This window comes from Variovorax sp. FW301-JW7 (genome assembly GCF_058788795.1).
Genome location: NZ_JBYTBC010000001.1, coordinates 954,105 through 981,033, shown reverse-complemented (window position 1 = coordinate 981,033; position 26,929 = coordinate 954,105). Strand labels below are relative to the sequence as shown.

At 67.2% G+C, this 26,929-nt stretch carries 22 protein-coding genes; 2 read left to right on the top strand and 20 right to left on the bottom strand.

The genetic code is table 11. The features are described from left to right. The first annotated feature begins 17 nt into the window (after positions 1–17). A complete protein-coding gene (locus AC3WQM_RS04400; protein WP_492677080.1) occupies positions 18–4,511 on the top strand; it encodes a Mur ligase family protein in 4,494 nt (1,497 codons plus the stop codon). A 6-nt stretch (positions 4,512–4,517) separates the two neighbouring features. Here AC3WQM_RS04400 and AC3WQM_RS04395 read toward each other — a convergent pair whose 3' ends face one another. Further along, positions 4,518–5,429 carry a LysR substrate-binding domain-containing protein gene (locus AC3WQM_RS04395; RefSeq protein ID WP_492677079.1) on the bottom strand — a complete coding sequence of 304 codons (912 nt, stop codon included), beginning with the start codon at positions 5,427–5,429 and terminating at the stop codon, positions 4,518–4,520. A gap of 131 nt (positions 5,430–5,560) precedes the next feature. On the opposite strand from AC3WQM_RS04395, the gene AC3WQM_RS04390 reads away from it, so the two are divergent. Next, complete coding sequence (locus tag AC3WQM_RS04390) at positions 5,561–6,229, top strand: FMN-dependent NADH-azoreductase (protein WP_492677078.1); 669 nt, start codon at positions 5,561–5,563, stop codon at positions 6,227–6,229. 21 nt (positions 6,230–6,250) lie between these two features. Here the strand turns inward: AC3WQM_RS04390 and AC3WQM_RS04385 are convergent, their stop codons facing one another. From AC3WQM_RS04385 to AC3WQM_RS04295, 19 genes are all read right to left on the bottom strand, one after another. Beyond that, positions 6,251–7,156: an SDR family oxidoreductase gene (locus AC3WQM_RS04385; protein ID WP_062471360.1), complete on the bottom strand. Its 906-nt coding sequence runs from the start codon at positions 7,154–7,156 to the stop codon at positions 6,251–6,253. A gap of 109 nt (positions 7,157–7,265) precedes the next feature. Next, positions 7,266–8,204 (bottom strand): glutathione S-transferase family protein, encoded by a 939-nt coding sequence (locus tag AC3WQM_RS04380; protein WP_492677077.1) that lies wholly within the window; start codon positions 8,202–8,204, stop codon positions 7,266–7,268. Positions 8,205–8,236: 32 nt separating this feature from the next. Then, on the bottom strand, positions 8,237–9,877 hold the full coding sequence (locus AC3WQM_RS04375) for an isovaleryl-CoA dehydrogenase (RefSeq protein ID WP_492677076.1): 1,641 nt from the start codon (positions 9,875–9,877) through the stop codon (positions 8,237–8,239). Between the two features lie 31 nt (positions 9,878–9,908). Next, the gene (locus AC3WQM_RS04370) at positions 9,909–10,925 is read right to left on the bottom strand and encodes an NADP-dependent oxidoreductase (protein WP_492677075.1); all 1,017 of its coding nucleotides are present in this window, start codon (positions 10,923–10,925) and stop codon (positions 9,909–9,911) included. Positions 10,926–10,949: 24 nt separating this feature from the next. Further along, positions 10,950–11,420, bottom strand: coding sequence for a PaaI family thioesterase (locus tag AC3WQM_RS04365; protein ID WP_082817985.1), 471 nt, complete (start codon positions 11,418–11,420; stop codon positions 10,950–10,952). 1 nt (position 11,421) lies between these two features. Then, positions 11,422–12,219, bottom strand: a complete 798-nt coding sequence (locus tag AC3WQM_RS04360) for an SDR family oxidoreductase (RefSeq protein WP_489056767.1) — start codon at positions 12,217–12,219, stop codon at positions 11,422–11,424. 134 nt (positions 12,220–12,353) lie between these two features. Further along, positions 12,354–12,656, bottom strand: a complete 303-nt coding sequence (locus AC3WQM_RS04355; protein ID WP_492677074.1) for a Dabb family protein — start codon at positions 12,654–12,656, stop codon at positions 12,354–12,356. A gap of 22 nt (positions 12,657–12,678) precedes the next feature. Further along, the gene (locus AC3WQM_RS04350) at positions 12,679–12,918 is read right to left on the bottom strand and encodes a hypothetical protein (RefSeq protein ID WP_492677073.1); all 240 of its coding nucleotides are present in this window, start codon (positions 12,916–12,918) and stop codon (positions 12,679–12,681) included. A 2-nt stretch (positions 12,919–12,920) separates the two neighbouring features. After that, the gene (locus tag AC3WQM_RS04345) at positions 12,921–14,774 is read right to left on the bottom strand and encodes an acyl-CoA dehydrogenase (protein WP_492677072.1); all 1,854 of its coding nucleotides are present in this window, start codon (positions 14,772–14,774) and stop codon (positions 12,921–12,923) included. A gap of 18 nt (positions 14,775–14,792) precedes the next feature. Beyond that, entirely contained in the window at positions 14,793–15,275 is a 483-nt protein-coding gene (locus AC3WQM_RS04340; protein WP_492677071.1) for a PaaI family thioesterase, read from the bottom strand. A gap of 2 nt (positions 15,276–15,277) precedes the next feature. Beyond that, positions 15,278–16,453, bottom strand: a complete 1,176-nt coding sequence (locus tag AC3WQM_RS04335; RefSeq protein WP_070060672.1) for an acetyl-CoA C-acyltransferase — start codon at positions 16,451–16,453, stop codon at positions 15,278–15,280. Between the two features lie 49 nt (positions 16,454–16,502). After that, positions 16,503–17,978, bottom strand: coding sequence for a M20 family peptidase (locus tag AC3WQM_RS04330; RefSeq protein ID WP_492677070.1), 1,476 nt, complete (start codon positions 17,976–17,978; stop codon positions 16,503–16,505). A gap of 28 nt (positions 17,979–18,006) precedes the next feature. Beyond that, positions 18,007–20,109, bottom strand: coding sequence for a 3-hydroxyacyl-CoA dehydrogenase NAD-binding domain-containing protein (locus AC3WQM_RS04325; RefSeq protein ID WP_492677069.1), 2,103 nt, complete (start codon positions 20,107–20,109; stop codon positions 18,007–18,009). A gap of 236 nt (positions 20,110–20,345) precedes the next feature. Next, on the bottom strand, positions 20,346–21,041 hold the full coding sequence (locus AC3WQM_RS04320) for an ABC transporter ATP-binding protein (protein ID WP_492677068.1): 696 nt from the start codon (positions 21,039–21,041) through the stop codon (positions 20,346–20,348). Position 21,042: 1 nt separating this feature from the next. Then, positions 21,043–21,819, bottom strand: a complete 777-nt coding sequence (locus tag AC3WQM_RS04315; protein WP_070060676.1) for an ABC transporter ATP-binding protein — start codon at positions 21,817–21,819, stop codon at positions 21,043–21,045. Next, a complete protein-coding gene (locus AC3WQM_RS04310) occupies positions 21,820–23,145 on the bottom strand; it encodes a branched-chain amino acid ABC transporter permease (protein WP_489056759.1) in 1,326 nt (441 codons plus the stop codon). Between the two features lie 4 nt (positions 23,146–23,149). Further along, positions 23,150–24,103, bottom strand: coding sequence for a branched-chain amino acid ABC transporter permease (locus AC3WQM_RS04305; protein ID WP_489056758.1), 954 nt, complete (start codon positions 24,101–24,103; stop codon positions 23,150–23,152). 83 nt (positions 24,104–24,186) lie between these two features. Further along, positions 24,187–25,428, bottom strand: coding sequence for a branched-chain amino acid ABC transporter substrate-binding protein (locus AC3WQM_RS04300; RefSeq protein ID WP_492677067.1), 1,242 nt, complete (start codon positions 25,426–25,428; stop codon positions 24,187–24,189). Between the two features lie 201 nt (positions 25,429–25,629). Further along, a complete protein-coding gene (locus AC3WQM_RS04295; protein WP_492677066.1) occupies positions 25,630–26,859 on the bottom strand; it encodes a branched-chain amino acid ABC transporter substrate-binding protein in 1,230 nt (409 codons plus the stop codon). Positions 26,860–26,929: the final 70 nt, after the last annotated feature.

Below are 26,929 nucleotides of genomic sequence, written 5' to 3'. Positions count from 1 at the left end.
GGACAGGACACAACGCCGTGAGTCTCTCCGATCTTCTGGGCAGCGCCTGGCAGGGCCTGCACTCCGCATCGAACCCCGACGAAACGCACGCCGCCGAAGGCCTCGAGGACTGCCTCGTCTTCTTCGCCTGGAGCGATGGCACGACGCAGGCACGGGTGCTGTCCGGACGCGGCAAGGACCTCGAAGCCGCCTGGGCACAGGGCACGCGGGCGCTCGAGGCGCAGGCCACGGGCGTGCTACGCGACCTGCGCGTCGACTGGGTTCGCCGCCTGCGTCCGCTGCGCTGGGCCGCGTTCAAGGACGGCCTGGGCGTCCCCGCCGCTGAAGGCCTGGCCTTCGACGCGCGATGCGACGCCGCCCTGCTCGCTCCGCAGATCGAGAACCAGCGCCTGCGCCTTCTGGACGCCCCCACCGACGACGACACGACCGTCTGGGCCTTCCAGACCCGCGCGGTGCACGTGGACGCCAGCGGCGTGCACGTCCTCGCCGCCGATGGCCATCGCGAACTGCAGCCCATCGACGCGCCCTTGCTGCGCCGCCTGATCTCCGCCGGCGCCGACCATCTCGCCGCCCGCGTGCAAGCAGACGGCACGCTCGCACCAAGCACGCCCGATGCCGACGCCCCCCGCGCCGCCGACCACGCCCACGTCGTGCACGCGCTGCTGGAGGCCTGGGACCCGGCGCAGGCCGAGACCCGGCAGGCCGCGATCCACCGCGCGCTCGCGCGGCTGACGCGCACGCTGATCCGGCCGGCCGCGCTGCCCAACGGCACGCACGTTGCCTGCCTCGTGGAGCCCGGCAGCAGCGACACCTCGCTGGGCGCCAACGCCGCCTGCATCGGCGCGCTGGTGCGCTACACCGAGCTCAGCCGCGACCGGCGCTACCTGCCCCTGCTCGACCAGCTCGCGCGCGCCGTGCTGCACATGCAGGACCCGGTGTCCGGGCGCTTCGCCCACACGCTGCACCACCCGTCGATGGCCGAGAAGCCCGAAGCGCCCGGCGATGCGCGCGAGGACGACCAGGCCGTCGTGGCGCTGCTGCGTCTGTACGGCCTCACGGGCAACCGCCGCTGGTTCGGCGCCGTCGAAAAAGCCTTCGAGCACTTCGTCGCCGCCAGCTACGCCAACGCGCAAGACCACGCGCTGTGCCGCGCCGCCAGCGCGTTCGTGCGCTACCGGCCCGAGCCGCGCCACTTCCAGTTCGGCCTGCAGAACCTCCACGCCTCGCTCGACTTCGCGCTCATGCAGACCACCGCCGTGGCGGCCCTGCCGGCCCAGCTCGCGGCCGGCGCCGAACTGGTCGCGCGGCTCGACGCCAACCCCGCCCAGCAGCCGCTGCTCGACGGGCTCGATCGCGCCGCGCTGCACCGCGCGCTACTGCACAGCATGCAGCGCCTCGCGGACAGCCATACCGGGCCCGAGCGTGCGATGTTCTTCGCGCAGCCGGCGGCCGTCGAGGGCAGCTTCTTCGGCGACACCGCGCAGGCGCTCGCCGATGCCGTCGCCTGCCTGAAGCTGTTGCAGTCGACGGCCGGCGCGCCCTTGCACGACGCGGCGCTGGCCGAGGCTGTGCGCGCCGCCGCGCGGCAGCCGCTGGCCGACGCGGTGCTCGATGCCGTGCCGCGCGACGTCCGCTTCACCCACCCGCTCACGCTCGGCCCGCTGCGCCTGCTCGGCGCGCGCGTGCGCCCGCGTGAGATGACCGGCCCCGGCCCGCTCACCGTCGAGACCTGGTGGCAGGCCGACGCGCCCGTCGACACCGACTGGCGCCTGGACATCGGCACGCGCCCCGCCACCTGCGTCACCGCGCCGGCCTGGGGCCTGTCGAGCGGCCACGCGCCCTGTCAGGGCCGCCACCCCGTCAGCCGGTGGACGCCGGGCAAGGTCTACCGCGATGTCCACGTGCTGCGCCCGCCGCTGGCCACGCGGCTGTACGACGTCGACATGCAGATGGAAGCCGGCCTGATCGGCCCCGGCCAGCGCATCGAGCGCCTGCGCATGCCGCGCTTCTTCGACTTCGTCGTGCAGGAGGGCAAGGCATCGCCCGCGCCGATGTGGCGCTATCCGCCGGTGCCGCGCTACCGCGTCGCCGCGCCCGCGTCGCTGCCGCCCGACCAGCCGGGCGAGCCGCGGCAGACCTGGAACGCCGCGCAGATCGAAGCCGTGACGGGCGGCACATGGCACGTGGCCCCGCCGCCGGGCTGGTTCATTCGCTCGCTCACGCGCGGCGAAGGCCACACGCCGCTGGTGCCGTCACCCACGATGTTTGTCGCCTCCGACTACTGGACCCTGGCGACCCACGAACGCTTCGGCGACAACGAGAGCGAGCGCAACTGGGACTGGTCGGAGTCGGTCGCGCGCATGCAGCCCACGCTGGCCGGCGCGGTGCTGCGCAAACCCTTGCCGGGCCTGGCGCCCGACTTCCCGGTGCTGCTGGTCGACGACCCGATCCAGGCATTGGTCGAGCTGGGCATCGCCGCACGCGAACGGCTGAAGGGCAAGGTCATCGGCATCACGGGCAGTGCAGGCAAGACCTCGGTGTGCCACATGCTCGACCACGCCTTTGCGCCCACGCACACCCGCTTCGCGACCATCGACAACTACAACTCGCGCGTGGGCATGCTGTCGATGCTGGCCAACACGCCCGCGCAGACCGACCTGGTGATCCTGGAGGTGGCCGTCAGCGCGATCAACGCGGTCGACTACCAGAACATCAAGCGCGTGCGGCCCGACCTGGCCGTGCTCACGAACATCACGGCCTCGCACCTGGGCGAAGGCGAGACCGTGATGGACGTCGCGCGGCGCAAGGCCAACATCTTCGAGGGAATGCAGCCCGGCGCCTGGGCCGTGATCTGCACCGACACCGACCACTTCGACTACCTCGTGGAGCGTGCGCGGGCGCGCGAGCTGCGTGTGCTGACCTACGGCAGCGCCGCATCGGCCGACTTCCGGCTCGACGCCCACGACCCGCCCACCGGCCACGTCCGCGCCAGCCGCCCCCACAGCGACGGCCAGCGCTTCGAATACACGCTCGGCGCCAAGGGCCGCCACATGGCCGTCAACAGCCTCGTGTGCTTCGCCGTGGCGCATGCGCTGTCGCTCGACAGCGGGCGCGTGCCCGAGCAGCTGGCCTCGTTCGCCGCCGTGAAGGGGCGCGGCCAGGAGCTGTCGTTCACGCTCGACCACAGACGCTTTCGCGTCATCGACGAGTCGTACAACGCGAACCCGCTGTCGATGACGGCCGCGCTGGCCTCGCTGGCCGACCAGCCCGACGAACAGGGCCGCAAGCTGCTCGTGCTCGGCGACATGAAGGAGCTGGGCGACGACACGCAGCGCCACCACGATGCGCTCGTCGCGCCCATCGTCCAGTGCCATCCGGCGCGCGTGTTCCTGCTGGGTGAGTGCATGACGCGGCTGCGCGAGCGCCTCGCCGCCGCCTTGCCGCAGGGCGCCACCGTGCAGGCCTTCGACACGCTGGAGGCGCTGGAGCGCGCACTGCTCGAACAGGTCGCCACCGACGACACCGTGCTCTTCAAGAGCTCCAACGGCACGGGCCTGTGGCAGATCGTTCGCAACATGACCGAGCTGCAGGAAGAAGAAAAGGAAAAAGAGCAGCAACAACAGGCACGCCTCGCGCGCGAACGCGCGGCAGCAGCGGCTGCTGCCGCGGCAATGCCGAAACCGCCCGTGCTTCCCCCCATGCCCCAGCCGCCCGCCGTCGTGATCCGGCGCGCCGGTTCGCCGACGGAGAGCGCGCAGCCCACGCCGAGCTGGGTGCTGTACGACTTCACGCACGACCGGCTGCTGACCCATCAGCCTTCAGAACACAGCTTTGTGCCCGCCTCGCTGTCGAAGCTGGTCACCGCCGCGCTGGTCGAACAGAAGCTGCGCGACGACCGGCTCGACCGCCATGCCGAAGCCGTGCAGGTACCCGTCGACCCCGTGCCCGCGCGCGACGATCCGTCGGCCGCGCTGTATGCGGCCGGTGCGCCGCCGCTGCCCGTGCATCGCCTGCTCGAAGCGGCGCTGGTCGTGTCGTCCAACAAGGCGGCGCTCACGCTGGCGTCATGGCACAGCGGCGACTTCGACAGCTTCGTCGCGGCGATGAACCGCCAGGCGCAGGCCTGGGGCATGCACGACACGCACTTCGCCTGCCCCGCCGGCCTGGTGGGCACGGCGCGCACCACCGCGGTCGACATGCTCACGATGGCGCGCCACGTGCTGCGCGACTTTCCATCGGTGCTCGAGATGGCCGGCAAGGACCGACTCGACGGCGTGTCCGCCGAAGCCCCGAGCACCAACCTGCTGCTGGGCCGCGTGCCCGGCGTGGACGGCCTGAAGACCGGTTCGCTGCCGGGCCTGGGCTCACACCTGATCGCCACCGCGCAGCGCGACCAGCGCCGGCTGGTGTCGGTCGTGCTCGGTGCGCCGGATCGCCAGACCTGTGCGCGGTTGTCGGCGCTGCTGCTGCAGCGCGGGTTCGAGACGCCGGCGGCGCCGGGGATGCAGTAGGCCGGGTCAGCGCCCGGCGGCGGCTGCGTCCAGAGGCTGCAACCCCTTCACCCACTCGAACACCGCCGCCACCGCCGGCTCCGAGCGCCGCCCTTCCTGGCACACCAGATAGAACGGCAGCCCAGGCAACTCGGGCCCGAAGGGCTGCACGAGGTTGCCCGCGCGCAGCTCGTCTGCGATCAGCGCCAGGCTCATCAACGCCACGCCCTGCCCCTGCAGCGCGGCGGACACGGTGTGCGTCTCGTCCGAGAACACCGGGCCGGCCGACACGTCGAGGCCCGGCACCTGCGCCTGCTGTTGCCATTCGAGCCAGGTGCCCGGCGGGCTCTTGCTGCTGGGCGCCGCGAAATGCAGCAGCGTGTGTCGCGTCAGGTCGGCACGGCGGCGCAGCTTGAGTGCGGGGCTGCAAGCCGGCGCAAAGACGTTGTCGAACAGCTTCTCGGCCACCATGCCGGGCCACTGGCCACGGCCGTAGCGGATGGCGATGTCGGCCGTGACGCCGTCGAGCGCCACCGCGTCGTGCGACGCATGGATGCGCAGGTCGAGCTTGGGGTGCAGTGCACGCAGCGTGCTCACGCGCGGCAGCAGCCAGCGCGCCGCGACGGCCGGCGTGACCGACAGCGTGATGGCCTGTCGCGCCGGCGGTGCGCGCAACCGTGCGACCGCGTTCGCCATGGCGCCGAACGAATCGCTCAGCACCGCCTGCAGCTCGCGTCCTTGCGGCGTCAGCACCAGTTGCCGCGGCTGCCGGATGAAAAGTGCCACGCCCAACGCGTCTTCGAGTTGCCGCACCTGGTGGCTGATGGCCGTGGGCGTAACTGACAGCTCGTTCGCCGCGAGCTTGGCGCTGCAATGGCGCGCCGCGGCCTCGAAAGCGCGCAGCGAGGCCAGCGGAGGCAGTGAATGCAGGGCGGACATGGATGAATAGAATTTTCAGTAAGGCAAAGAAATGGTCGTTTGTCGCTCTGCTGATGCTTGGATAAATTCAAACCCAAGTCAAGCAGACAGCTGAGTTTCATTCACTCACTCCACCCACCGAGGACCACGCCATGACCACCTTGCTCCATCTCGACAGCAGCGCCCGCCCCGGCCGTTCGGGCACCACCGTGCACGGCTCGCACTCGCGCCGCCTGAGCCACCATTTCGTTTCGGCCTGGAAAGCCACCCGCCCGCAGGACGAGGTGATCTATCGCGACATCGGTGCCGCGTCACCGAGTGTGGTCACGGGCGAATGGATCGAGGCGGGCTACACGCCGCCGGACCTGCGCGCGCCGTGGATGCACGAGGTGCTCGCGGAAAGCGATACGCTGATCGCCGAGATCCGCCAGGCCGACGTGCTGGTGATCGGCGTGCCGATGTACAACTTCAGCATGCCCGCGCCGCTGAAGTCGTGGATCGACAACGTCGTGCGCATCGGCGCGACCTTCGACTACGACCGCAGCCGCGAGAACCCGTATGTGCCGCTGCTGGCGGAGCGCAACCGCCGCACCGTACTGCTCACGTCGTGCGGCAGCAGCGGCTACGGGCCGGGCGGCGTCCAGGCGCACCTGGACCTGCTGACGCCCGGCATCGCCAACCCGTTCGCGCTGCTCGGGTTGAACGAGATCCACAGCGTGGCGGTCGAGCATGCGGAAGACCATGGCGACCTGCTCGACCAATCGATTGCCGCCGCACTCGCGCGCGTCGACGCGCTGGTGGGTCAGCTGCAGGCCGCCTGACGGACCTGCGGATTGCCTTGATCAGGCGGAACGCAGTTGTTCGCGCAGCTTCTGCCCGATCTCGGGGCGCTCCAGGAACGGGTCGGCCGGGTTGGTGATCGACACGATGTTCTCCATGCGGCTCTTCACGTTGCCCAGCGCCTTGGGGTGGCTGAACACGTAGAACTGGTTGTCGCTGATGGCCTCGAACACCTTGTGCGCCACCTCGGCGGCCGTGATCTTGCCGCTGCTCACCGCCTTGTTGCTCATGGCCTGGCCTATGAGCTGGCTCTTGGTGAGCTCGGTGTCCTTCGGTGCGTTCGGGCGGTTGCGCTCACTGCTGGTGATGCCGGTGGGCACGAAGTACGGGCACAGCAGGCTGGCGCCGATCTGGTCGGTGACCAGGTTCAGGTCCTGGTACATGGTTTCGGTCAGGCTCACGACGGCGGCCTTGGCCGCGTTGTAGATGCCCATGTTGGGCGGCGTGAGCAGGCCGGCCATGCTGGCGGTGTTGGTGATGTGGCCGCGGTAGCTCGGATCCTTGGCGGCAGCCTCGAGCATCATGGGCGTGAACAGGCGCACGCCGTGGATCACGCCCCACAGGTCGACGCCCAGCACCCATTCCCAGTCGGCCACGGTGTTTTCCCACACCAGGCCGCCGGCGCCCACACCGGCGTTGTTGAACACGAAGTGCGGCGCGCCGAAGCGTTCCTTGACGGCGGCGGCCAGCGCTTCCATCTGGGCCGCGTCGGACACGTCGACCTTGCGCGCCAGCACCTGGACGCCCAGGGCCTCCATCTCGGCCTTGGCCTTGTCGAGTGCGTCCTGCTGCACGTCGACGAGCACGAGGTTCATGCCGCGGGCGGCGCCGATGCGCGCGCATTCGAGGCCGAAGCCCGAGCCTGCGCCGGTGAGTACGGCGGTCTTGCCCTTGAAGTCCTGGATCATTTGCCGGTGTCCTTGTCTCTGACGTTGAAGCGGAAGCCCCTATTGAAATACGGAACGCGCGCCGGCGCAGTCACGAAGGTGCCCCGACCCACGCCCGCGTCGGGCGTTTTCAGGCCTCTGCTTTCTTCAACACATACCCGATGCGCGGAAAGTGCACATGCACCGTGCCCGTGCGCTCGCTGCTGCGCTCCAGCGTGTAGTGCGTGCGCGTGGCGGCGACCAACGTGCCCGCCGTCTCCTCGAGGCCGAAGCTCTCGGCGCGGATGGTGACGGCGCTGCCCAGCGCAATGCCGTGGTCGTCCTGGAAGGTACTGTCGGTGAGCAGCGTGTGCGGCGTGGCGGCCTTGGCGACGGCAATGGCCTCGTCGCTGGAGAACTTCGACGAGGTGCCGTGGCCGATGGCCGCCATGCGGTCCATCCAGTCGAGCACCGCGGGGGTCAGGTCGAGGATGCCCTTCACCGCCTCGATGCGGCGCGTGTACCACAGCGGGTGGTAGGCCGAGAAGTCGGCGATGCACGGCACTTCACCCAGCAGGAAGGGCTTGTCGTCGAGCATGTCCGACAGGCGGCGCAGGTACGACTTGTAGGCGCCGGTGGCGTCGGCCGGGCGCAGGCGCGTCATGTTGCCGGCGCTCATCTTGCCGCGGTCTTCGCCGAAGGCCTTGATGGCTTCGGGCGGCGCCTTGGCGAACACCTCGGCGGCGCCCTTGGGCTGCAGGCTCCAGGCCATCGCGGCCCAGAACAACGAGGTGTCGGCCCACTGCGCGAGGATGCGCGACATGCCCTTCTCGGGCTCGGGGTAGAGCGTGGGCTCGGGCTGCAGGTGCTCCAGCACGTCGGCGATGAGCGCGCTGTCGCAGTACATGTCGGCGCCGATCTGCAGGAACGGCGTCTTGCGGTAGCCGCCGGTGAGCACTTCCACATCGGGCTTGGGCATGATCGGCGGAATGAAGACCGACTTCCACGGCAGCTTCTTCGCGCCGAGGATCGTGCGCACCTTTTCCGAGAACGGCGAGGTGGTGTAGTGGTGGAGGATGAGGTCGGCCATGGCGTCTTTCGTGGAGGTGTTCTTGTGGGTGGTCAGCGCGGCTGCGCGCGCTGGATGATCGAATCGAAATCGGTGCCCGCGCCCAGCGTGCCGAAGGCCTGGCCCCAGTCGCCGCCCAGGCGCGAGACGCAGAAGGCATCGGCCACGGCGGCGGGCGCGGTCTGCACCAGCAAGGCGGCCTGCACGGCCAGCGCCACGTCTTGGGCGAGGCGGCGTGCCTCGGTCTCGGAGGCCATGGCCTCGATGCGTGCGGGCAAGGCGTCGGCCAGGCGGTCGAGGGCGGCCTGCTGGCCGCGCGCGGGGGCCAGCTCGTGCGCCAGCGCCGCCACGGCGTCGCCCTTGCGCAGGCCGCGCAGCAGGTCGAGCGCCATGATGTTGCCGGCGCCCTCCCAGATGGAGTTGAGCGGCATCTCGCGGTAGATGCGCGCGAGGATGCCCTCGCCGCCCTCTTCCACGTAGCCGTTGCCGCCCAGGCATTCCATGGCCTCCTGCGCGAAGTGGCTGCCGCGCTTGCAGATCCAGAACTTGGCGACCGGCGTGAGCAGGCGCGCCATCAGGTTCTCGTGCGCGTCGGCCTGGCGGTCGAAGGCCCGCGCGAGGCGGATGGCCAGGGCAGTGGCGGCCTCGCTTTCGAGCGCGAGGTCGGCCAGCACGTTCTTCATGAGCGGCTGTTCGACCAGCGGCTTGCCGAAGGCCTGGCGTTGCGCCGTGTGGTTCAGCGCGATGCCCAGTGCCTGGCGCATGAGGCCGCTGGTGCCGAGCGAGCAGTCGAGCCGCGTCATCGTGCCCATCTCGAGGATCTGCGGAATGCCGCGGCCCTCCTCGCCCACGAGCCAGGCGCTGGCGCCGTGGAACTCGACCTCGGAGCTGGCGTTGGCCTTGTTGCCGAGCTTGTCCTTCAGGCGCTGGATGTGGATGGCGTTGCGCGTGCCATCGGGCAGCACGCGCGGCAGGAAGAAGCACGACAGCCCGGCCGGCGCCTGCGCGAGGATGAGGAAGGCGTCGCACATCGGCGCTGAGAAAAACCACTTGTGGCCGGTGATCGCGTAGCGCTCGCCCCAGGCGTCGCTGCCGTCGCGCACGGCCTGCGTGGTGTTGGCCCGCACGTCGGAGCCGCCCTGCTTCTCGGTCATGCCCATGCCCATGGTCACGCCGGGCTTGTCGTTCAACGGCTTGAGCGCGGGGTCGTACCAGAGGCTGGCGAGCTTCGGGCCCCACTCGGCATGCACGCCTGCGTTGCCGCGCAAGGCGGGCGTGACGGCGTAGGTCATCGAGATCGGGCACAGGATGGACGGCTCCAGCTCGGTGAAGAGCATGAAGCCCGCCGCGCGCAGCACGTGCGGCGAGGCGGACGTGCCGGTCCACGGCGTGCCGTGCAGGCCCACGCCCACGGCGGCAGTCATCAGCGCGTGGTAGCTCGGATGGAACTCCACCTCGTCGATGCGACGGCCGAAGCGGTCGTGCGTGTGGAGTTCGGGCGTGTGGATGTTGGCCAGCCGCGCATGCGTCTGCATGGCGGCCGAGCCGAGGGTGGCGCCCAGCTCGTGCAGCTGCGTGGTCTGCAGCTTGGGCGCGTTGAACTTCAGCGCATCGCGCAGGGGGCGGTGGGTGTCGAAGAGGTTGTAGTCGACCAGCGGCGTGGGCTGGTTGAAGACCTCGTGCGTCGTGTCCATGTCCGGCCTCCTTGCCGTGCGTTTCAAGCCATCAGATGAGCTTGACCAATTGCTTGCCGAAATTCTTGCCCTTGAGCAAACCCAGGAAGGCTTCAGGGGCGGATTCGATGCCCTGCGCAATCGACTCGCGCGGCTTGAGCTTGCCCGTGCCCACCAGCGTGCCGAGTTCGGTCAGCGCCTCGGGCCACACTTCCATGTGCTCGCTGACGATGAAGCCCTCGATCTTCAGGCGGTTGATGAGGATCAGCGCCGGGTTCGCCAGCGGCAGCGGCTGGCCGTCGTAGCCCGCGATCATTCCGCACAGCGCCACGCGCGCGAACGCGTTGGTGCGCAGCAGCACGGCGTCGAAGATGTAGCCGCCGACGTTCTCGAAGTAGCCGTCGATGCCGTTCGGGCAGGCTTCCTTGAGCGCGGCGCTCATGGTCTTCACGTCGGGGTGCTGGCGGTAGTCGATGCAGGCGTCGAAGCCGAGTTCGTCGGTCACGTACTTGCACTTGTCGGGGCCGCCCGCGATGCCGACCACGCGGCAGCCGCGCGCCTTGGCCAGCGCGCCGAAGGCACTGCCCACGGCGCCGCTGGCGGCCGTGATGACCACGGTTTCACCGGCCTTGGGCGCGATGATCTTCACGAGGCCGTACCAGGCCGTCACGCCGGGCATGCCCACGGCGCCGAGGTAGTGCGACAGCGGCACGTGCGTGGTGTCGACCTTCTTGAGCGCGCCGGGCTGCGAGGCATCGACCACGCTGTATTCCTGCCAGCCGCCGAAGCCGACGACCTTGTCGCCCACGGCGTACTTGGGGTGCTTGCTCTCGACCACTTCGCCGACCGTGCCGCCCTGGAACACCTGGCCCACGGGTTGCGGCTGCGCGTAGCTCTTCGAGTCGTTCATGCGCCCGCGCATGTACGGGTCGAGGCTCATGTAGTGGTGGCGCACCAGCACCTGGTTGTCGGCGAGTGCGGGCGTCTCGACAGTCACCAGCTTGAAGTTGCTGGCCGTGGCTTCGCCCTCGGGGCGGTTGTCGAGGTGGATCTGCTTGTTCGTGGGCATGGAAGTCTCCGGGGGAATGGGGTGTCAGTCGGTCGATGGCGGACGCATGGCGTTCGCGCTCGCGGGGCCGGTCGGCAGCCGGCGCTTCACGTACTTGAAGGTGCCGGTGGCATGGGCGCACACGCGCTCCTGCTCGTCGTAGATCTTGGCTTCGGTGAAAGCCAGCGTCGCGGTGCGGTGCAGCAGCGTGCCGCGCGCGTGCAGCGGGCCGACCGACGGCTGCATGAAGCTGGTCTTCATCTCGATGGTGACCACGCCGGTCTCGGGCGCCACGCTGCGCGCAGCGGCCGCCATGGCGATGTCGAGCAGCGTCATGCAGGCGCCGCCGTGCGTCACGTCGAAGGTGTTCAGGTGCTCGGGCTTGGCGGTGTAGATGATCTCGGACTGGCCGTCCTCGAACTTCGTGAGCTCGAAGCCGAGGTGGCGCGCGAACGGAATCTGGCTCGTGTACGAGCGGATGTTGATGTCGCTGGATTTTTCAGGCGAATCGGACATGTCAGGCCGCACCCAGCACCACGCTCACGCCGCCATCGACCGCCACCCACTGGCCGGTGATGTGCTTGCCGGCATCGCTCGCGTACAGCAGCGTCAGGCCCTTCAGGTCTTCGTCGTCGCCCAGGCGGCCCAGCGGTGCCGAGGCGGCCATGTGCTCTTCGCCTAGGGTCTTGATCAGGCCGGCCGCCATCTTCGTCATGAAGAAGCCCGGGCAGATCGCGTTCACGTTGATGTTGTACTTGCCCCATTCGGCGGCCAGCGTCTTCGTGAAGCCGATCACTGCGGTCTTCGAGGTGTTGTAGGCCAGCGTCTGCATGCCGGGCGGGTTGCCGTTCAGGCCGGCGATCGAGGCGATGTTGATGATGCGACCGCGCTTCTTCGGGATCATGTAGCCGTTGGCAACCTGCTGCGCGAGGATGAAGTAGCCGCGCACGTTGAGGTTCATCACCTTGTCCCAGGCCTCGACCGGGTGGCTCTCGGCGGGTGAACCCCAGCTGGCGCCGGCGTTGTTGATGAGGATGTCGATGCCGCCCATGCGCTGCAGCGTTTCGTCGGCCAGGCGGCGGGTGTCTTCTTCCTTGGAGCAGTCAGCGGCGATCCAGCGCGCGTCGATGCCGGCGGCCTGCAGCTCGGCGGCGGCCTGTTCCAGGTCGTCGGCCTTGCGCGAGCTCAGCATGATCTTCGCGCCGGCTTCGCCCAGCGCATGGGCCATCTGCAGGCCCAGGCCGCGCGAGCCGCCGGTGATGAGGGCGGTCTGGCCCGTGAGGTCGAAGAGTTGTTGGGTGGTGCGGACGGTCATGGCGAGAGGTCTCCTGTGGGCGCTGGTTTTTCAGGTCAGGGAATGCCGCGGAACCGGCTTTGCCGGGCCGCAGGCGTTGCCCCCTGCAAGGGGGGTGGCGAAGCGACACGAAGTGCGCGTAGCCTGGGGGTGAGTCATGTCACATAGTCCATGCACTGGCGGGCTTCTCGGACTGCGCCGATGAAGGGCTTGAGGGCCACGTGCTGGGGATGGTCCGCATAGGCCGCCAGCGCGGCGGCATCGGTGAATTCCGAGTTCAGGATCAGGTCGTAGGTGGCCTCGAGCCCGGGCTGGGCGATGACCACCTCGAAACGGTGCGTGCCGGGCGAGAGCGTCGCGCAGGCATCGAGCAGCGCCTTGGCCTTGAGCAGGTTGGTCGCCTTGTCGGCGCCCTCGGCGTGTTCCTTGAACTTCCACATCACGATGTGCTTGAGCATGGTCGGGTCCTTGCCTTGTGTCTTACTTGAGCCGCGAACGCACGTAGATGAGCACGACGCCCACCGCGGCGACCACGGCGCCGGGCACGGCCATCGACCAGCCGAGCGCAGGCTCGGTGCGGCCCGTGGCGATGCCCAGGATCACGAGGAACAGGCCGCCGTAGATCAGGATCCAGATCCACTTCTCGAGCCGCGCATGCGGCTTGGGTGATTTCGGCGGTTGGGCGGCGGGCGGGGGTGAGTTCGGGGCGGCGTTGGCCATTGTCAGAAAGCGTCCTCGGGCAAAGCGGTACAGGTCGGGTCACGGCTCTCCACCACGTTGAGCCAGGCACCGATTTTCGGCAGCTCGTAGTGGAAGAAGTAGTCCGTGGCGCCGATCTTGCCAGCTGTTACCGCCCTCTCCTTCTGCGCGTCGATTTCCAGCGCCCGCAGCGCCACGTCGAGCCAGAGCCAGGCCAGCACGGTGTGGCCGAAGGCCTGCATGTAGGGCACGGCGTTGGCCAGCGCGTCGGCCGGGTCGCCGGTGGACCAGGCCGCCTCCGTGGCGCTGCCGATGCGCTGCAGCGCGGCGCCCAGCGCCTTGGCATGCGGCGCCAGTGCCGGCACCTTGGCGGCGCGGCCGATGGTCTCGGTGATGCGCCCAGCCAGCAGCTGCAGGCCGCGGCCCTTTTCCATCAGCACCTTGCGGCCCAGCAGGTCGGCCGCCTGGATGCCGTGCGTGCCCTCGTGGATCATGTTCAGGCGGTTGTCGCGCCAGTACTGCTCCACCGGAAAGTCGCGCGTATAGCCGTAGCCGCCGTGCACCTGGATCGCCAGCGAATTGGCTTCCAGGCACCACTCGCTGGGCCAGCTCTTGGCGATGGGCGTGAGCACCTCCAGCAGCAGGCGGGCGTCGTCGGCCTGCGCGGCGTCGCCGGTCTTCTGCGTGTCGACCAGGCGGGCGCAGTACAGCTCCAGCGCCAATGCGCCCTCGCAGTACGCCTTCTGGGCGAGCAGCATGCGGCGCACGTCGGCGTGCTCGATGATGCGCACCTGCGGCGCGGCCGAGTCTTTGGCCACGGCGGCGCCGGCGGCTTCGGGTTTCTTCACCAGCCGGCCCTGCGGGCGGCTCTTGGCGTACTCGAGCGAGGCGTAGTAACCGGCCATGCCGAGCATGGTGGCGGCGGTGCCGACGCCGATGCGGGCCTCGTTCATCATGTGGAACATGCAGTGCAAGCCCTTGCCGGGCGCGCCGACCAGGTAGCCCACCGCGCCGGCCTTGCCGCCGACCGGGTACTTACCCTCTCCGAAGTTCAGCAGCGTGTTGGTGGTGCCGCGCCAGCCGAGCTTGTGGTTCAGGCCCGCCAGCGCCACGTCGTTGCGCTCGCCGGTGAGTTCGCCCTGCGTGTCCACCATGCGCTTGGGCACGATGAACAGCGAAATGCCGCGCGTGCCCGGAATCAGCTTGCCGTTCTCGTCGGGGATCTTGGCCAGCACGATGTGCACGATGTTCTCGGTCAGCTCGTGGTCGCCGGCCGAGATCCACATCTTGTTGCCCGTGAGCCGGTAGCGCGGGCCCAGCGGGTCGTCTTGATAGTCGGCGCCATCGGGCACGGCGCGCGTGGCCACGTCGCTCAGCGAAGAGCCCGCCTGGGGCTCCGACAGGCACATCGTGCCCGCCCAGCGGCCCGAAAATTCGTTCTTGGCAAACACCTCTTTCTGCATCTCGGTGCCGTGCACCATGAGCAGGTTGGCGTTGCCGCTGGTGAGCATGTTCGAGCCGATGCTCACCGAGGCCATCGCGAAGAAGCTGTTGGCCGCGGCCTGCACCGTGTAGGGCAGCTGCATGCCGCCGATCTCGTAGTCTTGCGCGGCGCTCATCATCCCGGACTCGACGAAGGCCTTGTGCGCATCGTGCGTGGCCTGCGGCAGGATGACCTTCTCGCCATCGAAATGCGGTTCCTGCGTGTCGACGGTGCGGTTGAACGGCGCGTACTTTTCGCGCGCGATGCGCTCGCAGGTGTCGAGCACGGCGTCGAAGGTTTCGCGCGAGTGGTCGGCAAAACGCTCGCTCTGGTTGAGCTTTTCGGCGTCGAGCCAGTCGTAGAGCAGAAAGTCGAGGGTGGGACGCAGGCTCATGGTGATGTCTTCTTCAGGCTACGACTTCGCGGGTGACGAAGTCTTCTTCTTCGGGGAATCGGGCAGCGTGGCGATGGTGCCCTGTGCCAGTGCGCAGAGCTTCTCGGTGCCGTCGTCGGCCACCACCACCACCTCGCAGGTGCACACGGCCTGCGAGCTGCCGGTATGCACGGCCCGGGCACGCGCAATCAGCCGCTGGCCGATGGCGGGCCGCACGTAGTTGATCTTGAATTCGGAGGTCACGACCGGCACGCGCAAGGCGCTGCCGCCAGCGAAGGTCAGCGCGTTGTCGGCCATGTAGCTCACGATGCCGCCATGGGCGAAACCGTGCTGCTGCTTCAGCTGCGCGGTGAGCGGCAGCTGAAGCTCGGCATGGCCCGGCGCGAGTGCGTGCAGCTCGGCGCCGATCAGCACGCTGAAGGGCTGCGCGGCCAGCACGCTGCGCCCGTAGGCCAGAACGGCTTCGGGCGAGACCTCCTGGTCAATGCCCAAGCCGGACATGGTTACAGGACCTCGAACACGCCCGCAGCGCCCATGCCGCCGCCGATGCACATCGTGACCACGACCTTCTTGGCGCCGCGGCGCTTGCCTTCGATGAGCGCGTGGCCCGTGAGGCGCTGGCCGCTCACGCCGTAGGGATGGCCCACGGCGATGGCGCCGCCGTTGACGTTCAGGCGGTCGCCCGGAATGCCCAGCTTGTCGCGGCAGTAGATGACCTGCACGGCGAAGGCTTCGTTCAGCTCCCACAGGTCGATGTCGTTGACCGTGAGGCCCAGGCGCTTGAGCACCTTGGGGATGGCGAAGACCGGGCCGATGCCCATTTCGTCGGGCTCGCAGCCGGCCACGGCGAAGCCGAGGAAGCGGCCCAGGGGCTTCAGGCCCTTCTGTTGTGCGTACTTCTCGTCGACCACCACGCAGGCGCCGCCGCCGTCGGAGAACTGGCTGGCGTTGCCGGCCGAGATCAGGCCGCCGGGCATGGCCGAGCGGATGCCGCTGATGCCTTCCTTGGTGGTGCCGGGACGGATGCCTTCGTCGTTCTCGATCGTGACTTCCTTGGTGCGCAGGCCCATCACGGGGTCGGCCACGCCGGCCAGCACAGTGATGGGGGCGATCTCGGCCTTGAAGAGGCCGGCCTCGAGCGCGGCGGTGGCGCGCTGCTGGCTCTGTGCGCCGTACTCGTCCATGGCATCGCGGCCGATGTTGTAGCGCTTGGCGACCTGCTCGGCGGTCTGCAGCATGTTCCAGTAGATCTCGGGCTTGTGCTTCACGAGCCACGGGTCGGCCAGCATGTGCGTGTTGGCTTCGTTCTGCACGCACGAGATGCTCTCGACGCCGCCGGCCACGTACACGTCGCCCTCGCCCGCGATGATGCGCTGGGCGGCGGTGGCGATGGTCTGCAGGCCCGACGAGCAGAAGCGGTTGATGGTCATGCCCGAGGTGGTGACCGGCAGGCCGGCGCGCAGGGCGATCTGGCGCGCGATGTTGGAGCCGGTGGCGCCTTCAGGCGTGGCGCAACCCATGATGACGTCGTCGACCGAGGCCGGGTCGATGCCGGCGCGCTGCACCGCGTGCTGCACGGCATGGCCGCCCAGCGTGGCGCCGTGGGTCATGTTGAAGGCACCCTTCCAGCTCTTCGCGAGCGGCGTGCGGGCGGTGGAAACGATGACGGCGCTGGTCATGGTGAGGTCCTTTGAGGATGGAAGGGAAAAGAGGGAGAAGACGGGGTCGTCATTGCGCCGGAGCAGCGTTCGTGTTGCTCAGGAGCTGGTGATAGAAGCCGATCATCTCGCCGTAGTTCGAGATGGCCAGGCGTTCGTTGTTGCCATGGAAGCGCGCCAGGTCCTCGCTCTTCACTCGGAACGGTGAGAAGCGGAAGACAGCGTCGCTCACGAGGCTGAAGTGGCGCGAATCGGTGGCGGCGGTCATGAGGCCGGGTGCCACCACGGCATCGGGGAAGCTCTGGCGCACCGCCTGCTGGATCGCGCGGTAGCCGGTGCTGTCGGTGGGCGACACGGGCGACGGCTCCGAGTTGCCGGGGTACTGCTTGATCTTGATGTCGTCGTTGGCCAGCGTCTTGCGCAGGTGCGCCTCGACGCTCGCGATGCTGTCGCCCGGCAGGATGCGGAAGTTGACGGCCGCCTCGGCGCGGCCGGGCAGCACGTTGTCCTTGTTGCCGGCGCGCACGATGGTCAGCGCCGTGGTCGTGCGCAGCATGGCGTTGCTGCTCGGGCTCTTCTCGAGCTGGCCGCGCACCAGCGACTCGGTGAGCCACAGGTTGGACAGCATCACGCGGTTGACGCCGCTCATTTCAGGCGCGAGCGCGCCGAACATCTGGCCGGCCACGCCCTGGATGCCGCCGGGCATCGGGTTGGCTTCGAGCCGCGCGAGCGCCGCGCTCATGCTGCCGATGGCGCTGTGTTGCGGCGGCATCGACGAATGGCCAGGGGCGGTGTCGAGCGACAGGAAGAAGGTGCCGTAGCCCTTCTCGGCCAGGCCGATGAGCGCTGCGGGCTTGCTCAGGCCGGGCAGCACGCCGTCGAGCACCAGCAGGCCTTCGTCGAGCACCCAATCGAGGCGCACGTTGCGCGACTTGAGCAGTTCGGCGATGGGCAGCGCGCCGCGCAGGCCGCTCACTTCTTCGTCGTCGCCCATCACCAGGTAGACGGTCTGCTTCGGCTTGAAGCCGGCGCCGATGAGCAGCTCGATGGCTTCCATCTGCGCGAAAAGATTGCTCTTGTTGTCGAGCGTGCCGCGGCCCCAGACGAAACCGTCCTTGATCTCGCCGGCGAAGGGGTCGACCGTCCAGGCTTTTTCAGTGCCGGGGGCGATGGGCACCATGTCCTGGTGCGCCATCAGCGCGATGGGTTTGGCGGACGGGTCGGTGCCGGCCCATGTGTAGAGCAGCGCCTTGTTGCCCACGACTTCCTTCTTCAGGGTGGCGTGGACCTTGGGGTACTGCTGTTCGAGGTAAGCGTGGAGCTTGTCGAACTCGGCCGCGTTGGCCGCCGAGTCGTCCATGCTCGACACCGTGCGGAACGTGATCGCCGTGGACAGCCGCTTGGCGGCTGCCTGCAGGTCGATGTCCAGCTTGGGTGCGGGCGCCACCGCGAGTTGCTGCGATGGCGTGGTCCAGGTCTTGACCGCCACGGCCGCCACCAGTGCCAGGAGCACCAGCAGCAGCCCGAGGAAGATGCGTTTCAACATGGGCGGTCTTGATCCTGGGTCAGTCGTCTCAGCTGAAGGACTTGCCTTCGGCCACCAGTTTCTGGATCAGCGGTGCGGGCTGCCAGAACTCGGCGTCGTCGCGCGGGTTCTGCGCAAAGCGCTTCATCGTCTCGGCCACGTTGTACAGGCCGACCTGCGAGGCGTAGTGCATCGGGCCACCGCGGTAGATCGGGAAGCCGTAGCCGGTCAGGTACACCATGTCGATGTCGCCGGACTTGGAGGCAATGCCGTCTTCCAGGATGTGTGCGCCTTCGTTGACGAGGGCGAACACCAGGCGCTGCACGATTTCCGTGTCGGAGATCTTGCGCGGCGTGATGCCCAGTTCCTTGCGGTGGTCCTCGATCATCTTGTTGACGAGTTCCGACGGAATGGCGTCGCGCTTGCCGGCCTGGTAGTCGTACCACCCTGCCCCGGTCTTCTGGCCGAAGCGGCCCAGTTCGCACAGCTTGTCGGCCGTGCGGCTGTACTTCATGTCGGCGCGCTCGACGGCGCGGCGCTTGCGGATCGCCCAGCCGATGTCATTACCGGCCAGGTCACCCATGCGGAACGGGCCCATGGCGAAGCCGAACTTCTCGATGGCCTTGTCGACCTGCTGCGGCGTGGCGCCTTCGTCCAGCAGGAAGCCGGCCTGGCGGCTGTACTGCTCGATCATGCGGTTGCCGATGAAGCCGTCGCACACGCCCGACACGACCGAGGTCTTCTTGATCTTCTTGCCGATGGCCATCACGGTGGCCAGCACGTCCTTGGAGGTGGCCTTGCCGCGCACCACTTCGAGCAGCTTCATCACGTTGGCCGGGCTGAAGAAGTGCATGCCGACCACGTCCTGCGGACGGTCGGTGAACGAGGCGATCTTGTCGACGTCGAGCGTCGAGGTGTTCGAGGCCAGGATCGCGCCCTTCTTGGCGACGCGGTCGAGTTCCTTGAAGACCTTTTCCTTGACGCCGATTTCTTCGAACACGGCTTCGATGATGAGGTCGGCGTCCTTCAGGTCGTCGTAGCTCAGCGTGGTGCTCAGAAGCGCCATGCGCTGCTCGTACTTGTCCTGCTTGAGCTTGCCCTTCTTGACCTGGGCTTCGTAGTTCTTCTTGATGGTGGCAATGCCGCGGTCGAGCGCCTCTTGCTTCATCTCGAGGATCTTGACGGGGATGCCCGCGTTCAGGAAGTTCATCGAGATGCCGCCGCCCATGGTGCCGGCGCCGATCACGCCCACGGCCTTGATGTCGCGCTTGGGCGTGTCTTCGGGCACGTCGGGAATCTTGCTCGCGGCGCGCTCGGCCATGAACAGGTGGCGCAGGGCCAGCGATTCGGGCGTGAACATCAGCGCGGTGAAGAGACGCCGCTCTTCGGCCATGCCGTCGTCGAACTTCATCTTGGTCGCGGCCTGCACGGCGTCGACGCACTTCAGCGGCGCGGGGTAATTCTTCGACATGCCGCCGACCATGTTCTTGGCGAACTGGAAGTAGGCATCGCCTTGCGGGTGCTTGCACGGCAGGTTGCGCACCAGCGGCAGCTCGCCGCCCTTGGCAGCGACCGACTTGGCGAACTCGACGGCTTCGTCGAACACCGATTCGGCCGAGGCGGCCAGCTTGTCGAACAGCTTCTGGCCCGGCAGGCTGGCGAGCAGTTCGCTCTTCACCGGCTCGCCGCTGACGATCATGTTCAGGGCGGTTTCCACGCCGATCACGCGCGGCAGGCGCTGCGTGCCACCGGCGCCCGGCAGCAGGCCGAGCTTGACTTCAGGCAGTGCCACGCTCGTGCCCGGTGCGGCCACGCGGTAGTGGCAGCCGAGCGCAAGTTCCAGGCCGCCGCCCATGCACACGGAGTGGATGGCTGCGACGACGGGCTTGGGAGAGGCTTCGAGCGAGAGGATCACGCTCAGCAGGTTGGGCTCCTGCAGTGCCTTGGGCGTGCCGAATTCCTTGATGTCCGCACCGCCCGAGAACGCCTTGCCGGCGCCGGTGATGACGATGGCCTTGACGGCGCTGTCGGCGTTGGCCTTGGACAGGCCGTCGGTGATGCCGATGCGTGTCGAGAAGCCGAGACCGTTGACCGGCGGGTTGGTCAGGGTGATCACGGCGACATCGCCGAGCACTTTGTATTCAGCCGTCATGCTGCGTTCCTTGGTGTGTGAAGAAAAAGAAGAAAAAGCACGAGTGTTCTTTTTCGAAGATTCTAGGCGTTTTGCGTGGCCGAACAATGGCACGCAGTCGCTGTCGGGACAAGGGCCTCAAGAGAGAGCCGGACTTTCCAGGAACACCGCGGAACCGGCTTTGCCGGGCCGCAGGTGTTGCCCCCTGCAAGGGGGTTGGCGTAGCGACACGAAGTGCGCGAAGCCTGGGGGTTTGCTTAAACCTCCAGCCACTCCCTGCGGGTGGTGCCGTCTGCGCGCAGGCTGTCGGGCGTCCCGTCGAACACGATGCTGCCGTGGCCCATGACGAGCGCGCGGTCCGAAATCTGCATCGCGATGGTGAGCTTCTGCTCGATGAGAAGCACCGAGATGCCCTTGTCCTTCAGCGTGCGCAGGTACTGCCCCACCAGCTCGACGATCTTGGGCGCGAGGCCCTCGGTGGGCTCGTCGATGATGATCAGGTCGGGGTCGCCCATGAGCGTGCGGCACAGCGTGAGCATCTGCTGCTCGCCACCCGAGAGCACGCCGGCCTCGGTGTGCTGGCGCTCCTTCAGCCGCGGGAACATGCCGTACATGTCGTCGAACGACCAGCGGCTGCCCTTGCCCGAGCCCTTCTGCCCCAAGAGCAGGTTCTGGTGCACCGTGAGCTTGGGGAAGATGTCGCGGTTCTCGGGCACGTAGCCGATGCCCATGTGCGCGATCTCGTAGGCCTTGCGACGCAGGATGTCGCTGCCCTTCCACTGCAGCGTGCCCTCGGCATGCACCAGGCCCATGATGGCCTTGGCGGTGGTCGAACGGCCCGAGCCGTTGCGCCCCAGCAGGGCCACGATTTCGCCCGGGCGGACGTCGAAGGAAACGCCATGCAGCACATGGCTCTTGCCGTAGTAGGCGTGGATGTCGTGAAGCTTCAGCATGTCAGTGTCCCGCCCCCTGTGCATCGGCGACCGAGGAGCCGAGGTAAGCCTCCTGCACACGCGCATTGGCGCGCACGGCAGCCGGCGTGTCGAAGGCGATGACTTCGCCGTAGACCACCACCGCGATCTTGTCGGCCAGCCCGAAGACCACGCCCATGTCGTGCTCCACCGTCAACAGCGTCTTGCCGACGGTGACGTGCTTGATGAGCGAGATGAAGTGCGAGGTCTCGGTCTTGCTCATGCCGGCCGTGGGCTCGTCCAGCAGGATCACGCCAGCGCCGCCGGCAATCGTCACGCCGATCTCGAGCGCGCGCTGTTCGGCATAGGTGAGGTTCACCGCATGCACGTCGCGCTTGCGCTCCAGGCCGATCTGCTTGATGAGCTCTTCGGTGCGCGCGTTGGCGTCGTCCAGGTTCGAGAGAAAGCGCAGGAAGGTGTACTTGTAGCCCAGGCTCCACAGCACGCCGCAGCGCAGGTTCTCGAAGACGCTGAGCTTCGGGAAGATGTTGGTGATCTGGAAGCTGCGCGACAGCCCCAGGCGGTTGATTTCAAAGGGCTTCTTGCCGTCGATGCGCTGGCCGTTGAGCAGCACCTCGCCGCTGGTGGGCGTGAGCCGCCCGCTGATCAGGTTGAACAGCGTCGACTTGCCCGCGCCGTTCGGCCCGATCACGGCGATGCGTTCGCCGGCCTTCACCGCCAGGTCCACGCCGCGGATGATTTCGGTCTTGCCGAAATTCTTGCGCAGCGCCTTCAGTTCCAATGCGTATTGCGCGCTCATTTACGCCGCCTCCCGACGTTTGATTTCTGCTTCGATCTCTTCCTGCGCCTGGCCCCAGACCCGCACGAAGCGGCGCCGGGCCACCTCGAGCACACCCAGGCCGATGGCCAGGATCGCGATGGCGCCGAGCCAGCTGCTCATGCCCGCCGTGTTCAGCGTGGTGCCGAAGAACTTCAGGTCCGGGCCCATCGCGGCGTTGAGCTGGATGTGATAGATCATCTCGATCAATGCAGCCGCACCGATGACGACCGGCACCAGCGCCACGGCGAGCGCGGCGTACAGGCCCCAGAAGCGGTTGAACTTGCCGAACTTGGCCACGCGCAGGTTCATCATGATCAGGCTGGCGATGCCGCCGGGGGCGAACATCACCATGAACACGAACACCAGGCCGAAGTACAGCTGCCAGGCCTTCGACAGTTCGGACAGCAGGATCGAGGCGAACACCAGCAGCACCGCGCCGATGATCGGGCCGAAGAAGAACACCGCGCCGCCCAGGAAGGTGAACAGCAGATAGCCGCCCGAGCGGATGGCGTTCAGGCTGTCGGCCGCGTTCACGATCTCGAAGTTGATCGAGGCCAGGCCGCCGCCGATGCCGGCGAAGAAGCCCGCGATGATGAACGCGAAGTAGCGCACGCGCTGCGTGTTGTAGCCGATGAACTCCACGCGCTCCGGGTTGTCGCGCACCGCGTTCAGCATGCGGCCCAGCGGCGTGCCCGTGAAGGCATACATCAGGGCTGTGCACACGAAGCAGTACGCGGCGATCAGGTAGTACACCTGGATCTGCGAGCCGAAGTTGAAGCCGAAGAAGGTCGGGCCGTACACGCGGTCGGTGGTGATGCCGCCCTCGCCGCCGAAGAAGCTCGGGAACATCAGCGCCATCGAAGCCACGAGCTCGCCGATGCCCATGGTGATCATGGCAAAGGTGGTGCCCGATTTCTTGGTGGTCACGAAGCCCAGCAGGATGGCGAAGAACATCCCCGCCAGACCGCCGACGAGCGGAATGAGCACCAGCGGAATCGTCGGGCCGCCCTTGGTCGCCAGGTTCATCGCATGGATGGCGATGAACGAGCCCAGGCCGGTGTAGACGGCATGGCCGAAGCTCAGCATGCCGCCCTGCCCCAGCAGGATGTTGTAGCTCAGGCAGATGATGATCAGGTAGCCCATCTGCGAGAGCATCGTCAGCGCCAGGCTGCTCTTGAACAGCAGCGGCGAGATGATCAGCACCAGCGCGAACAGCGCCCAGATCAGGTAGCGCCCGATGTTCCAGGGCTTGAAGCGGTAGTACCGCGTCGGGGTCGTCGGGGAAGTGGTGGTTGCGGTGGTCATGGTGTCAGTCCTCCCGGGTGCCCAGAAGACCCTTCGGGCGGAAGATGAGGATCAGCACGAGGAACAGGTACGGCAGGATCGGCGCGACCTGCGAGATCGTGAGCTTGAGCAGCTCGTAGCCGAAGGTCTGGTCGGTCACGGCCACGCCCAGGGCCTGCAGCGCGGTGGCCAGCGACTGGTCCAGCGCGACCGCGAAGGTCTGGATGATGCCGATCAGCAGCGACGCCAGGAAGGCGCCCGCCAGCGAGCCCATGCCACCGACCACCACCACCACGAAGATGATGGTGCCGACCGAACCGGCCATGGCCGGCTCCGTGACATAGGTATTGCCGCCGATCACGCCCGCCAGGCCTGCGAGCGCGGCGCCGCCGCCGAACACCAGCATGAACACGCGCGGCACGTTGTGGCCCAGCGCCTCGACCATGTCGGGGTGCTTGAGCGCCGCCTGGATCACCAGGCCGATGCGGGTGCGCGTGAGCAGCAGCCACACGGACACCAGCATCAGCAGCGCCACCAGCATGATGAAGGAGCGCGACTTGGGGAACTGCGTGCCGTAGAGCGTGAAGAGCGGGCCCTGCAGTGCCTCGGGCAGGCCGTAGGGCACCGTGGAACGGCCCCAGACCAGCTGGACCAGCTCGAGGATGAGGTACGAGAGGCCGAAGGTCACCAGCAGCTCGGGCACGTGGCCGAACTTGTGGACCCGGCGCAGGCTGTAGCGTTCGAAGGCCGCGCCCAGTGCGCCCACCAGCAGCGGCGACAGGATGAGGGCCGGCCAGAAGCCGACGAGGCCCGACAGGGTGTAGGCGAAATAGGCGCCCAGCATGTAGAAGCTGGCGTGTGCGAAGTTGAGCACACCCATCATGCTGAAGATCAGCGTAAGGCCAGAGCTCAGCATGAACAACAGCAGGCCGTAGCTGACGCCGTTGAGCAGTGAGATGACGAAGAATTCGACGTTCATCGGTCTTCCGTGTCGGTTGAAAAAGAAAGAGGCCCGAGTGTTGAAGTCGGGCCTCGACCGGTCAGTGAGTGATCAGCAGGCGATCAGGAGGCGCCGCCGGGTCGCTTCATCTGGCACGAGGTGGGCGTGCTCGAAACGTAGGGCTCGTAGTACTTGACCGGTGCCAGCGTGTAGCCGGTGTTTTCCGGGCTGTACGGACTCTTCGCGTCGGCCTTCTGCCAGCGCGTGATCCACAGGCCCTGCTGCAGCTGGTGGTCGGACTTGCGCATCTCGACGTCGCCGTTGAAGCTCTTGAACTTCATGCCTTCCATGGCGGCCGCCACCTTGACGGGGTCGGTCGACTTGGTGCGCACGAAGGCTTCGGCGAGCATCGCGTACACGGTGTAGGGCGACGTCGTGTACAGGTCTTCGTTGAAGCGCTTCTTGAACTCGTTCATCATCGGCGCGATCGGGCCCGGCGCGTTGTAGTGGCTGTAGCCCACCATGTAGACCTTGCCGTCCGAGGCCGCGCCCATGGCGGTCGGCGTGCCGTTGGTCACCGCGTAGTAGGTGTAGAACTTGACGTTCAGGCCTGCGTCGTTGGCCGACTTGATGAGCAACGCCAGGTCGGAACCCCAGTTGCCGGTGATGACGGTGTCGGCGCCCGACGCCTTGATCTTGGCGATGTAGGGCGCGAAGTCGCGCACCTGGGCCAGCGGGTGCAGGTCGTCGCCGACGATCTGCACGTCGGGACGCTTGGTCTTGAGGTTGTCCTTGGCGTACTTGGCGACCTGCTGGCCGTGCGAGTAGTTCTGGTTGATCAGGTAGACCTTCTTGATGTCGGGCTGGTCCTTCATGAAGGTGGTCAGCGCTTCCATCTTCATGGAGGTGTCGGCATCGAGGCGGAAGTGCCAGTAGCTGCACTTGCTGTTGGTCAGGTCGGGATCGACGGCCGCGTAGTTGAAGTACACGACTTCCTTGCCCGGGTTGCGGGCGTTGTGCTTCTCGAGCGCGTCCATGATGGCCAGCGCCGGGCCGGAGCCGTTGCCCTGCACCACGTAGCGCGCGCCCTGGTCCATGGCCGAGCGCAGCGCGGCGGTGGTTTCCTGCGGGCTGAGCTTGTTGTCGATGCCGATGACCTCGAACTTCACGCCGGCCACGTTCTTCTTGTTGAATTCTTCGGCCAGGAACTGGAAGGTCTTGAGCTGGTTGGTACCGACGGCCGCCATCAGGCCCGACAGCGGGTCCAGCCACGCGATCTTGACGGTCTCACCCTTCTGGGCAAATGCACCGGCGGCAGTTGCCGCGAGCACGGCGGCGGTAGCGATCTTCAGAGCGAACTTCAATCTATATCTCCTGGTCAAACCGATATCAAAAACGCTGCACAAGCGTACAAGTCTTTGCCACCCCACCCCTCAGGGAATGCCCGTAAGGAAGGGGCTGCAAAGGCACGTATCTATCGCGCAGGCGACAGTGCATTTCCTTCTTTTGCTACCCGGCGGTAGGTATCTTCTACCGATGGGTAGGAAATGCGTTCACAAAGACGCCTAGGGGCGCTTCATCTGGCAGGTCGTGGGCGTGCTCGCCACATACGACTCGTAATACTTCACGGGGACGTTGGTGTAGCCGGTGTTCTCGGCGTCATAGGGGTACTTGGCGCTGGCCTTCTCCCAGCGCGAGATGTACAGGCCCTGCTGCAGTTGGTGGTCGGCCTTGCGCATCTCGACCTCGCCGTTGAAGCTCTTGATCTTCATGCCTTCGAGCGCCGCGGCCACCTTGACGGGGTCGGTCGACTTGGTCTGCACGAAGGCAGCATCAAGCAAGGCGAAGGTGTGATAGATCGAGGACTGCGTCAGGTCGTCGTTCATCTTCTTCTTGTAGCCGGCCAGCAGCCGCTGGATTTCGCCGCCCATGTTGTAGTGGGCATAGGCCACGGTGTAGACCTTGCCTGCCGAGGTGGCGCCCATGGCCGTGGGCGTGCCGGCGCCCGGTGCGTAGTACGTGAGGAACTTGACGTCCAGCCCCGAGTCGTTCGCCGCCTTGATGAGCAGCGAGAGGTCGGAACCCCAGTTGCCGGTGATGACGGTGTCGGCGCCCGAGGCCTTGATCTTGGCGATGTACGGCGAGAAATCACGCACCTGCGCGAGCGGGTGCAGGTCGTCGCCCACGATCTGGATGTCAGGGCGCTTGACCTTCAGGTCTTCCTTGGCGAACTTGGACACCTGCTGGCCGTGGGAGTAGTTCTGGCCCAGGATGTAGACCTTCTTGATGTCGGCCTGGTCCTTCATCCAGGTGGTCAGCGCTTCCATCTTCATGGAGGTGTCGGCATCGAGGCGGAAGTGCCAGTAGCTGCACTTGCTGTTGGTGAGGTCGGGGTCGACCGCCGCGTAGTTCAGGTAGAGCAGTTCCTTGCCGGGATTGCGCGCGTTGTTCTTCTCGACGGCGTCGATGATCGCGAGCGCCGGGCCCGAGCCGTTGCCTTGGGTGATGTAGCGCGCGCCCTGGTCCTGCGCCGAACGCAGCGCCGCGGTGGTCTCCTGCGGGCTCAGCTTGTTGTCGATCGCGATGATCTCGAACTTCACGCCCGAGGCATTCTTCTTGTTGAACTCGTCAGCCAGGTACTGGGTGGTCTTGAGCTGGTTGGTGCCCACGGCCGCCATGAGACCCGACAGCGGGTCGAGCCAGGCGATCTTGACGGTCTCGCCCTTCTGGGCGAAGGACGCTGAAACGCTCACCAGCATGGCACAGGCTGCCACTGACTTGATACCGAAGTGCATGAAGAGTCTCCTGAGTGAAAGAGGCGGGACGCCAGCGTACAAGCGCCCTTTTCTTCGCCGCACAGGGAAT